This window comes from Saprospiraceae bacterium (assembly GCA_026129545.1).
Classification (GTDB): Bacteria; Bacteroidota; Bacteroidia; order Chitinophagales; family Saprospiraceae; genus M3007.
In genome coordinates this window covers 24213-35713 of the sequence record JAHCHX010000002.1, presented here as the reverse complement: position 1 = coordinate 35713, position 11501 = coordinate 24213, and the positions used below count along the sequence as shown (strand labels likewise).

At 53.2% G+C, this 11501-nt stretch carries 12 protein-coding genes; 3 read left to right on the top strand and 9 right to left on the bottom strand.

Annotation, left to right across the window (positions count from 1 at the left end):
- Positions 1-6: 6 nt before the first annotated feature.
- The 6 genes from KIS77_14500 to ubiA all read right to left on the bottom strand — a co-directional run bounded on the left by KIS77_14500 (position 7) and on the right by ubiA (position 6078).
- A complete protein-coding gene (locus KIS77_14500; protein MCW5923551.1) occupies positions 7-825 on the bottom strand; it encodes an SDR family NAD(P)-dependent oxidoreductase in 819 nt (272 codons plus the stop codon).
- Between the two features lie 75 nt (positions 826-900).
- The gene (locus KIS77_14495) at positions 901-1479 is read right to left on the bottom strand and encodes a Crp/Fnr family transcriptional regulator (protein MCW5923550.1); all 579 of its coding nucleotides are present in this window, start codon (positions 1477-1479) and stop codon (positions 901-903) included.
- 212 nt (positions 1480-1691) lie between these two features.
- Positions 1692-2576 carry a decaprenyl-phosphate phosphoribosyltransferase gene (locus KIS77_14490; GenBank protein ID MCW5923549.1) on the bottom strand — a complete coding sequence of 295 codons (885 nt, stop codon included), beginning with the start codon at positions 2574-2576 and terminating at the stop codon, positions 1692-1694.
- A gap of 25 nt (positions 2577-2601) precedes the next feature.
- Entirely contained in the window at positions 2602-4485 is a 1884-nt protein-coding gene (locus tag KIS77_14485) for a hypothetical protein (protein ID MCW5923548.1), read from the bottom strand.
- Positions 4486-4544: 59 nt separating this feature from the next.
- Positions 4545-5114: a phosphoribosylglycinamide formyltransferase gene (gene purN, locus KIS77_14480; protein MCW5923547.1), complete on the bottom strand. Its 570-nt coding sequence runs from the start codon at positions 5112-5114 to the stop codon at positions 4545-4547.
- A 100-nt stretch (positions 5115-5214) separates the two neighbouring features.
- Positions 5215-6078: a putative 4-hydroxybenzoate polyprenyltransferase gene (ubiA, locus tag KIS77_14475; protein MCW5923546.1), complete on the bottom strand. Its 864-nt coding sequence runs from the start codon at positions 6076-6078 to the stop codon at positions 5215-5217.
- A gap of 167 nt (positions 6079-6245) precedes the next feature.
- Here ubiA and KIS77_14470 point away from each other — a divergent pair, with 167 nt between their 5' ends.
- Positions 6246-7235: a ketoacyl-ACP synthase III gene (locus tag KIS77_14470; protein MCW5923545.1), complete on the top strand. Its 990-nt coding sequence runs from the start codon at positions 6246-6248 to the stop codon at positions 7233-7235.
- 114 nt (positions 7236-7349) lie between these two features.
- Here KIS77_14470 and KIS77_14465 read toward each other — a convergent pair whose 3' ends face one another.
- The 3 genes from KIS77_14465 to KIS77_14455 all read right to left on the bottom strand — a co-directional run bounded on the left by KIS77_14465 (position 7350) and on the right by KIS77_14455 (position 9873).
- A complete protein-coding gene (locus KIS77_14465; GenBank protein MCW5923544.1) occupies positions 7350-7781 on the bottom strand; it encodes a hypothetical protein in 432 nt (143 codons plus the stop codon).
- A gap of 313 nt (positions 7782-8094) precedes the next feature.
- Positions 8095-8949, bottom strand: coding sequence for a Bro-N domain-containing protein (locus KIS77_14460; protein ID MCW5923543.1), 855 nt, complete (start codon positions 8947-8949; stop codon positions 8095-8097).
- A gap of 171 nt (positions 8950-9120) precedes the next feature.
- Positions 9121-9873 (bottom strand): SDR family oxidoreductase, encoded by a 753-nt coding sequence (locus tag KIS77_14455; GenBank protein MCW5923542.1) that lies wholly within the window; start codon positions 9871-9873, stop codon positions 9121-9123.
- A gap of 107 nt (positions 9874-9980) precedes the next feature.
- Between KIS77_14455 and KIS77_14450 the strand changes: the two genes are divergently transcribed.
- Both KIS77_14450 and KIS77_14445 read left to right on the top strand, forming a co-directional pair.
- Entirely contained in the window at positions 9981-11180 is a 1200-nt protein-coding gene (locus KIS77_14450; protein ID MCW5923541.1) for a homogentisate 1,2-dioxygenase, read from the top strand.
- A gap of 49 nt (positions 11181-11229) precedes the next feature.
- Positions 11230-11496 (top strand): GlsB/YeaQ/YmgE family stress response membrane protein, encoded by a 267-nt coding sequence (locus KIS77_14445; GenBank protein MCW5923540.1) that lies wholly within the window; start codon positions 11230-11232, stop codon positions 11494-11496.
- Positions 11497-11501: the final 5 nt, after the last annotated feature.

Genomic DNA, 11501 nt, shown 5'->3' with positions numbered 1-11501 from the left:
CCGCACCTACGCAATTGCTCGTTGATGTTTGGTCATGCCGCCCATCACCATTTTCATGATTCTGACCTTGCCCCAACGCGGCACCGTTCGCAGCGAGCCAACCAAGAACTTTGTCAAAAAACCGGGCAGGACGGTGGATTTTCGGCCCAACGCCCTGAGAATCGGCACCCCGACCTGTTCCGGCTTCAGCGACACATCCATTTTTAGATTGGCACGCTCGCCAAAGCCACTCGCTACCGGGCCGGGAGCCGCTGCCAGCACATCCACGCCCATGGGCTTCAGCTCGACCGAGAGGGCCTCCGCCAAGGATTGCACATAAGCCTTGGTGGCGGCATAACTCGCCGCGTAAGGCACCCCTTGAAAGCCCACCAGCGAACTCATCAAAATGATGCCCCCGCGCCTTTGACGAACAAATACGTTGCTGAAATGATGCGTGAGCGACAGAATGGCCTCGCAATTGACCCGCAGCATATTGATTTCCTCCTCCAAAGAAGATTCGACGAACAAACCCGACGTGCCAAAACCTGCCGAGCCAACAAAAAGACCCACATCCATGTTTTTCGCGGCCTCCACGATGGCGCTTACCCCCGCTGGCGTGGAGGCATCCGACGCTACCAAGCGAGTCTGGATGCCGTGTTTGCGGTGAAAGTCGTGCGCAATTGCTCGCAGTGTTTCTTCCCTTCTCGCATGAAGGAGCAGGTGAATACCCGCCGAAGCCAATTGTCCCGCGATTTCGAGACCAATGCCTGAAGATGCGCCCGTGACCACCGCCCATGGCCCGTACCGCTTTTTCAACCGTGTTTTTTCCGATGCCGATAGTTTCATAATCGCTTCAAAAGATAATGACGAAATGTTCGGCAAATCTCAGGGCATAGGAGCGGCTATGACGATAACAAATGTTTACACTTTCTTGCGAGCAGCCTTTTTCAGGCGGCTCAAATGAACAGGCGTGATGCCCAAATAAGAAGCAATCATGTGCTGCGGAACGCGATTGTGGATATTGGGAAACAAATCGGCGATGGAGTCGTAGCGTTCCTTTGGGCTGCGGATGTACGAGTTCTTGATGCGGCTATCATGATACACGAAGTAGTATTCTGCCACCAAGCGGCCCAAGCGGTCGCCCTGTTGAAGATGCTCGTAGCCCCATGCGATGGCAGCGCGTGGCATCACGACGGCTTGTGTTTCTTCGAGGGCTTCCAACGCATAGTAAGAGGGCGTTTGCAGGATAAAACTCGAATAGTCGGCAATGAATTGATTTTCCATGCCGAAATGAATGGTGTGTTCGGTGCCGCTTTGGTCCACTATGAGCACCCGAATAATGCCCCGGTTGATGAAGAAAATCTCCTGGGGCGTTGAAAATGGCTTGCTTAGAAGTTCGTGCTTTTTAAAGGTTTTTACAGCGCAAAAACCGAGCAGTTCGTCCAATTCAGCTTCTGTGGCCGAAATCATCTGACCGATGACCCGACGTATAGGCTCCATGTCTGCCATGCTTGCCGTGTTTGTTTTTTCCTAAAATATGCGAACGAGGGGTTGGGCTTATTTTGTGTCCGATGCTTAAACACTTATTCAGGCGGTGATTTCTGATTTCAAATCACCGCCTGAATGGCACCCGTATTCAGCATTTTACCTCAATCCTTTGAATCGCGTAAAAATACGAATCGTGCCAAAAGTGTTCCCTCGCCCTTCCCTCGTTACATCAACCATTTTTTCGCATAAAGCAACCAAGCAAACGACCCAATCCATCCCAGTAGGATGATTTGCAAAAAGCCGTCGCGCAACAGTGCCCGTGTGGGCGACTCGGTCTTGTTGTACACCATCGTCAGCTGCAAATAGCGCAGAATGCCGATGACAACGAAAAAAGCGGTGAAATAAATCTTGTCGGAACCGATGCGTCCGGTCACTTCCGGCGAAAAGCAATACATCAGGTAGGCCACAATGGCGACGGTGGAACAAACCACCATGCTCACATCCAGAAATGGCAGATTGTAGCCCTCCAATGCCTTGCGAAACGTGTGGCCCTTCGTCTCCACCAGATATTCGCCGCGCCGCTTGGCCAACCCCAGAATCAGTGCCAGCAAAAACGTCAGCACGATGAGCCATTGCGACACTTCCACGCCCGTGACGGCACCGCCCGCGAAAACCCGCAACAAAAACCCCAAACCAATGAGCGATATGTCAATGATGGCGATGTGCTTCAGCGAAAAAGAATAAAACACATTGACCACAAAATAGAGTAGCCCGAAAAGCAGCATCTCGCGGCTCAAATAGGCCGCCAACCCGGTGCCGCCCAATAGCAAGGCCAGCAAAATGAAAATGCCCTGTCGGGTGCTAAGGTCGCCACTGGCGATGGGGCGGCGGCGCTTGTCCGGGTGGTTGCGGTCTTGCGGGGCATCCACCAAGTCGTTGAGCACATACACCGCCGAGGCGATGAGGCAAAAAGCCACGAAACCCAGAAGCGCGTTGCGCAAAATATCCGGCTCGGTCAGCCGTGCCGCAAAAAACGCCGGAATAAACAGGAACAGATTTTTGACCCAATGCTCCGGTCGAATGAGCGCCAGAATGTGACGAGGAGACATGGCGGCAAAGGTAGCCAAATGCCTTTCAATCCCCCTGCACCACGAATGCCTGCGGGAAACTTCCCTCCGCACGGAGCGCAATCGCCACTTCGTTGGCTGTTTTTGGGTCGTCGAAATCGCCAAGCAGCACGCGCACAATGCCCTGTTCGGGCAGTGGCTCTGCGATGATTTTGCCAAAAGCACGGGCCGCGCCATAACGTGGCGCTGCGGCATTGAAGTCAGAAAGGACTTCAAGATGGACACGATAGGCACGAGGCTTTGCGGAGGGTTTGGAGGGGGCGGCATCTCCCAAGTTGAGCGTGCTGCCCGACTCGTCTTTGGCCACCAAACGCGCTACTCGGTCGAGCAATACCACCACATCGTGGTCGTCAGGCAGCACTTTCACTACTCCTGTTTTGTAGCCTTCCCGGTTGACTTCCAGCATATATCGAGCGTCGGGCAACAAGGCGAACTGGAAGCTCCCGTTGGCAGAAGGGCGTACTTCCAGCAACCGTTGCTCGCCGTTGGCATCCAATTGATAGAGCGCGACCAAGCTGCCCCCGACGGGCTGGTTGGTGCCGCGCTCCAAGACACTGCCATTCAATACGATAGGCGGCTCTTTCGGGAAAAATTCAAAAATATCCTCGTCGCGGGTGCTGGTCTTGAACGTGCCAAAAAGACGATTCGACACAAAATATCCTCCATTCCCGCTTTTTTTCAAGGTAAAAAAGAAATCATCAGCGGGTGAGTTCACGGGCAGGCCTGCGTTTTCGGGCTTCGACCATTTGCCCGCCGAGCGCACACTTTTGAACACGTCAAGTCCGCCAAGCGAGACGTGGCTGTTGCTGCTGAACCACAGCGTCTGTGTGGTCGGGTCGAAAAATGGTGTCACCTCGTCGCCTGCCGCGTTCACGGTGTTGCCGAGGTTTTGGGGAAATGAAAAATCAAGGTCGTCCGAGTCGAGGGTTCGCTCGCACACATACAAGTCAAGTCCCCCGAACCCGCCTTCGCGGTCGCTGGCAAAAAACAACAACTCGCGGCCCCGCTCCTGTGTCACGAAAGGCTGTGTCGTCGTGTGGTTGGGCAGGTTGATATAGTCGCGCAGGCGTTCGGGTTCGCTCCATGCGCCATCGGGGTTGCGACGCAGCATGAAGATGTTGCAGCGGGTGCGCAGGCCATTGCCGCCGCGTTCCTCTGCCGAAGGCTCGTCGCACTGGGTGCAATAGAACCGCTGGCCGTCGGGCGAGAAAGTGCCGCTGCCAAAACGCGCTGCCACAGATTCCGGCAGCCCCGTGGCGGGTGTGGGCAATTGCCATGCCCCTGCCTTGCGCTGGGAGCGCATGAACTGCACCCGACCTTGCGAGAGCGTGGAGAAATAGAGCAGGTCGTCGGAAAAGGCCACCGGGGCGAACTCGTTTTCGATGCTGTTCACCCCTTTCGGCAGAATTTTCACCTCCGCAGGCAACACCAGCAAGGCAGGTTGTTGTGCCATTTCGAGCGCCATTTCGCAGCCTTTCACCTCGTTCATCACCACGCTGACGATTTGCGCCTTGCGGGCACCTTTATAGCGGCGGGCGAACTCTTTGAACGCTTCCACCGCTTCGGTGTGGCGGTTGCTTTGCTTGAGCGCGCGGGCGTAGCGCAGCCCGGCAAGTTCGGAGCGTTCGTATTCTTGTTTCGACTCCGCGTAGAGCGCGGCGGCGCGGCGATAGTCGCGCACCCGGTAGTAGGCTTCGGCGGCTTTGTAAAGCATCACCGGGTTGTCGCCATTGAGCCGGGCGGCTTGCTCATATTGAGCGGCTGCTTCCCCTATTTTTCCCGCCAAAATCAATTCGTCGGCCAACAACGAGACAGGCGTGGATTCTTGTGCCAAGAGGCAGGAGGAAACGAGCATAAGTAACAATGCTCCAAGACGTAGTGACTTCTTCATTCGTATTCGACTTTTAGGTTGAAAGGGAAAACAAACCATCAAGGAGGGGGGAGTGGGGATTATGATGCGCGAACCAAGCGTTCGACCACAAGCGGAAAATGCCGGTGTTCGAGTTGCTGCACTTTTCGGGCGATGTCTTCGGGGGTGTCTTCCGGGCGCACCGGGCATCTGGCCTGAAAAACGATATCGCCTTCGTCATAGTGTTCGTTGACATAGTGAATTGTGATGCCAGTCTCGGTTTCGCCGTCGGCTTTCACCGCTTCGTGAACGTGTCTGCCAAACATCCCTTTCCCACCGTATTTTGGCAACAAGGCCGGGTGTATGTTCACCATTTTCTTATCAAAAGATTGTACCAAATACGAGGGTATCAACCACAGAAAACCCGCGAGCACGATGAACCCTATGTCATGTTGTTTCAAAATGCCGAGCAAATCCTCCGTTTCGTAAAACATCTTTCGAGCGACCACTTGGGTCGGAATATCATGTGCGCGCGCGATGTCCAAAACGCCCGCATCTTTTTTGTTTGAGACAACCAACGCCACCCGCACGTCGGGCGAATTTTTGAAATGCTCGATGATTTTTCGGGCGTTCGAGCCAGAGCCAGAGGCGAATATGGCAAGATGAGTCATTCGGAAAGTCATTTAAAGTCATTGAGGTCATTGAGGTCATTGAAAGTCATCGAGGTCATTTAGGTCATTGAGGGTCATTGAGGTTGTTTTCAACAAATCCTCAAATCAACAAATCCACAATCGTAAACACTCCAAAAATTAGGCTCGCCACGCCGTTGGTGGTGAAAAACGCCATGTTGACGCGGCTCAGGTCGTTTGGTTTCACAAGCAAGTGCTGATAAAGCAATAACCCCAAAAAAATGGTAGTGCCGCTCCAAAGCAGCCAGCCCGTTTCCGGCACTGCCGAGTGCAGCCGATTGCTCGCGTACACCATGAGCGCCGCCGTGCCAAGGTGCATCCATTCGGAGATGCGGAGCGCGCGTTTTTTCCCGAAAAAAGAAGGCATCGAATATAGCCTCTGCGACTTGTCGAACTCCTCATCCTGCAACGCATAAATCACGTCGAAGCCTGCCACCCACAGCAGCACCGCCAACCCGTACAGCACTGGAATCCAATCGAATCGCCCCGTGACGGCCAAATAGGCCCCCACTGGCGCAAGCGACAGCCCTAGCCCCAACACCAAGTGGCACAGCCAAGTAAAACGCTTGGTGTAACTATAGCCCAGCACCACCGCAAGCGCCACTGGCGACAGGAGAAAGCACAACAAATTGATGAACCAAGTGGTGGCGACAAACAAAAGGCAATTTGCAATGACAAACCCAAGCGCCGCTTTGGGCGAAATGACACCCGCCGGGATTTCGCGGACTTTCGTGCGTGGGTTTTCAGCGTCAATGTCGCGGTCGAGGTAGCGATTGAAAGCCATGGCCGCGCTGCGGGCGAAAATCATGCAGAGTATCACCAGCGCGAGTTTTAGCCAGTTGATGCCCTCGCTTTGCTGCGAAACAGCGATAAAAAAGCCCGTCAGTGCGAAAGGCATCGCAAAAATGGTGTGAGAAAACTTGACAAGCGAAAGGTAATTTTTCATGGTTGCGCAAATATCCGAAGGTAAAACTCCATTTGCCAAACACAGTTTTCGACATTGCTTCCATTTTGCCTTGTGAAAGTTGCGATTACGAAACCTGCAAAGGTTTCGTAATCGTGTTCGTAAACCAATTTTCTACTTTTGCGCCCGAAACAAATTCAACCATCGTAATGGGCAAAATACACGCGGCCATCACTGGCGTACACGGCTGGGTACCTGAGACCAAACTCACCAATGCCGACCTCGAAAAAATGGTGGACACCAACGACGAATGGATAGTCTCTCGCACAGGCATCCGCGAACGTCGCATCTTGAAAACTCCCGGCTGGGCTACCAGCGATATGTGCGCCGAAGCGGTGAAGGGACTGCTCGAAAAAACGGGCACCAAACCCGGCGAAATAGACCTGCTCATCGTCGCCACCGTCACGGGCGACATGGTGTTTCCCGACACGGCCAATACCGTCTGCGACAAAGTCGGCGCAAAAAACGCTTTTGGATACGACATCAACGCGGCGTGTTCAGGGTTTTTGTTTGCCTTGGCCACAGCTTCCCAATTCGTTCAGAATGAAACGTATAGCAAAGTTGTGGTCGTCGGAGCCGATATGATGTCGTCCATCATTGATTACACCGACCGAAACACTTGCGTCATCTTTGGCGATGGCGCTGCGGCAGTGCTGCTCGAACCTCGCAAGGATGGCAACGGCATCATTGACTTCCTGCTGCGCGGCGATGGCTCGGGGCGCGAGTTGTTGCACATGAAGGCTGGTGGTTCGCTCCGCCCAGCCACTGTGGAGACGGTGATGGCCCGCGAACACTTCGCATGGCAGGATGGCAAGCGCGTATTTGTGCAAGCGGTGAAAGGCATGACGGGGGCTTGCGAAGAGGTCATCCGCCGCAACAAAATGACCACCGACGACGTGCAGTGGGTGGTTCCGCATCAAGCCAATATGCGCATCATCACCTCTGTGGCCGAACACTTGCACTTCCCGATGGAGCGCGTGATGGTGAACATCGAAAAATACGGCAACACCACCGCCGCCACGCTCCCGCTTTGCCTCTGGGAATATGAAGACCGCCTGAAAAAAGGCGACAACGTGATACTGACCGCTTTCGGCGGGGGATTTACTTGGGGGGCGTTGTATTTGAGGTGGGCGTATTGAGTAGTTGAACAAGATTAAACCGCAGAGGCGCAGAGATGCAAATTTGTCACCCTGTAAGTAACTACTCTGCGTCTCCGCGCCTCTGCGGTGAATCCATAAATCTTGGCTCGGTACTTACACCACAACAAACTTCCTCCCGTGCACGTCCACCACGTCTTTGCTATTGGGCAAGTAGGCCTTTGTTTGCAGAAACTCGAAGGAGTCGCCTTTCGACAGGCTTTTCAACTGAACGGCCATTTCGTCGGTGAGGGCGTTGGACTGATTCGTCAATGTGCTTGTTTTGCCGCTTTTCGTGACGCTTAGGGTAAACTGAAAAATCCGCGAGCCTTTCGCGCAGCCCTCCACCTTTACTTCGGTATTGCTTTCAATTTCCTTACGGGTGATGTCGCCGCCGAATTTTCCGGCAAAAACGACATAAGCGCCGCCGTAATCAGCCTCGATGGCGGCTGCCGGAGTGGTGGCTGGAACGGATTTGCTGGACAGGAAGCCGGCTGGCAACAGCATCAGGAGGGTCAGGTACATCAAATGCACTGCTTTGTTTTTCATGACTAAAAAGTTTTGGTGAACTGAATTTTTTACAAAAGTGTCCCCGTGTCTTAGCCTGAAAAACGGAAAGTGTCGCAACTGCCGCCCCCCGATGACCGACAACCTGATTTTTGCGGTGGATGGCGTTGGGCGACTGTTTTCGTCGTTGGGCTACCTGAGTTTGGTTTCCCCGCCACGCCGAGGTGTTTTCCCCCGCCACACCCGCATGAGGTATTCAGCACATACTCCTACCTCACCAACACCCTCGCCGCTTCCGAAAGATGCTCCCGCAACGAATTGGGGAGCAATTCGTCCTTGTCGAACTGCCTTATGCTTACTCTTTCGGCTGCTGCAACCTTCTCTGCCTTTTAGCCTCTGCGATTTGCTGTTTGAAATTCCCGCCGGTCACGACCTTGTCGCCCGTGCGTTTCTCGAAGGCCAGCAGTGCATCGCCCGCGGCGCTTCCGCCTTCGATGGCCGCGTCCTTGTTTTCATCAAAACCCTGCGCATCTCGCTTGACCGCTTCTTGTTTGGTTTGTTCCTCGCCCAACATGGTAAAAATCAGTTCTAGATTTGTCATGTGGTCACGCAGATTTTCCCGCTGCAATCCTTTGACTTTCATGTAATCGGAAGGTGTCAGACCGAAGGTTGCTTTGGAAATCTCCGCTGTGAGGATGGAGTATTCGCGCCCCTCCTGAACGCCTCTGACTTTCCATTCATCGGTGAGTTGCCCGCGAATAGCGATGGCTTGCAGGCGGGTTTCAATCCATTTTTCGTCGTAGCCCAAGTCGCGGTAATACTGCCGCGCCCGTTCGGCGGCCAGTTCCGGGTTTTCGATTTCTTGAACGCGCTCGTAGCCGACTTGGGCCAGCCAGCGTTTGAACGGTTCTGCCTTCGGCGATGGGATGGACTGGATGATACGAAAAATGCCTTCGGTGTTGGCGCAGTCCGTTACTCGCATTTTGCCGTCTGGCGCAAGCAATTTCAAACCGTTACAATTTGTAACGGTTTCATCTGCGCCTTCATCTTTCAGTCGTTTTTTGAGCACTCTCCAATAAACCGCAGGATTTGTGCTCTCCGTGAGCACTTTGATGACATCTACTACAGCAAACCACCATTCTTCGTTGTGCCAGACCCGGCGGATTTGTTTTTCCTGAAAAACGACGATTTTGTTTTGTTCCTCGCTCATTATGGTTTGTCCAGTTTGGTGGAAGGAAATCTCGCAGAAAGGCTCAAAAATAATGTGCTGTGGCGGCTTTTTTTAAAACAACTTTTCCACATCGTTTGACCTTTTTTCCACTATCTGGAAAAATATTCAGCGCAAACTCCTACCTCGCCAACACCCTTGCCGCTTCCAAAGTCAGCGTCGGTTTTCTGTTTTTGAAAGCCATTCAGCGTAGGTAATATTTCCCCAAAATATTGGCGCATTGGGTACCAAAGTACTTTGTTTGATGGAGGCTCCGAAATAAAGCGCATTGCTGTCCGCTACTACTTCGACGGGATTTTTCATCATTTCCAGGTATTGTTTTATCCAATTAGCCATCTCGACACGCTTGGGCCCACCAATTTCTACAACACTGTTGGCAGGCATTTCAGTGGCTGTCTTTGCCAGAAAAGAAGCCACTTCTGCACTGGCAATAGGCTGAACAAATGCATCAGGCACCACAACTTTTCCGCCAAGACTGCTCAAATGGGCTATGGCGCCGGCAAATTCAAAAAATTGAGTAGCATGAACAATGGTAAAAGGTATACCCGACGCTTTCACGAGTTTTTCCTGCACATTTTTGGCTCGGAAATATCCACTTTTTTGAAGTTGTTGAGTGCCTACTACGGAAAGCAAAATATGATGCTTGATGCCGGCTTTGGCCTCGGCTGCCAGCAAATTCTCTGTGGATGTTTTAAAAAAGGCCATCACCTCATCATCCGCAAATGAGGGGGAGTTGGAAACGTCAATCACCACATCTGCGCCTTGAAGCGCCTCATCCAAACCTTCTTTTGTAAGGGTATTCACCCCGGTACTTGGAGATGCCGCTACTACTTCGTGCTTGTCTTGTAACATGGTTGCCAATTGGCTGCCGATAAGGCCAGTGCCGCCTATAATGGCTATTTTCATCTTGAAATGTTTTTGCAAAAATAGCGTGCAGACTCAAAACCCAGAACCTTCCTATATTTACCACTCCAAAGAGCCAAATCCACTAACCATCCACAACCACCCGACTCATGCACTACCACGCTCTTGGAAAAATACCGCCCAAACGCCACACCCAGTTCCGCAAACCCGACGGCTCGCTCTACCACGAAGAGCTGTTCAGCACCGAGGGTTTCAGCAACAACTACTCGCTGCTCTACCACTGCAACGCGCCCACGCAAATCGTGCAAGTCGGCGAGCCGTACAGCGTCGCGCCGAAGACCGTGCACGACAAGCAGTTGAAGCACAGGTGCCTGAAAGGATTTAAAATCGAGCCACAGGACGATTACCTCCAGTCGCGCAAGCCCGTGCTGGTGAACAACGACTGCAAAGTCATCCTCGCCGCGCCGCGCAAGAGCATGACCGATTATTACTACAAAAACGCCGACGCCGACGAGGTGCTTTTTGTCCACGAAGGCTCCGGCACGCTGCGCACGATGTACGGCTCGCTGAATTTTGAATACGGCGACTACCTCGTGATTCCGCGCGGCACGACGTACCAGTTGGAGTTCGACAGCGACAAAAACCGCCTGCTCATCGTGGAAAGTTACGGCCCCATCACCACGCCAAAACGCTACCGCAACCACTACGGCCAGTTGATGGAACATTCGCCCTTCTGCGAGCGCGACATTCGCAAACCCGTTGATTTAGAGACATTCGACGAGCGCGGCGACTTCCTTTTTTATATCAAAAAGCAGGACAACATTTACCCCTATCACTATCTCAACCACCCCTTCGACGTGGTGGGCTGGGATGGTTTCGTGTATCCTTTCGCGTTCAGCATCCACAATTTCGAGCCGATAACGGGCCGCCTCCACATGCCGCCGCCGATTCACCAGACTTTCGACGGGCACAACTTCGTGATTTGCTCCTTTGTGCCGCGTATGTACGACTACCACCCGCTCTCGATTCCTGCGCCCTACAATCACTCGAACATTGATTCCGACGAGTTGCTCTACTATGTGGACGGTGACTTTATGAGTCGCAAACACGTGGAGCGCGGCATGATTACCTTGCACCCCGGCGGCATCCCGCACGGCCCGCACCCCGGCACGGTGGAAAAAAGTATCGGCGCCAAAGAAACCCGCGAACTTGCCGTGATGGTAGATACCTTTCGCCCGCTCCTGATGACCGAATACGCCGCCGGCATCGAAGACCCGGAGTACTATCATTCGTGGATACCGGAGGCAGTGTCGGGGAATGGGGTGCAGCACGCCGATATTACGCCGTGAGGTTTTGATTTTGTAAACCAACTTCTTTTTCACCTAACATCATCACAAAATGGAATTATCAACAATTCTCGTCATTCTCGCCGTTGGTGCGGCATCCGGCTGGTTGGCTGGTTTCATCCGTCAAGGTTATGGCTTCGGCCTGTTAGGCAACATCGTCATCGGGATACTCGGCGGCTTCATTGGCAACTGGTTGTTTGAGCAATTGAACATCAGAGTCGGCAGCGGCATTGTCAGCCATATCGTGACGGCGGTCGTGGGTGCGTTGGTCTTGCTTTTCTTGATTGGTTTGGTGCAAAAAGGTGGCCGCCGCCGATGAACCCA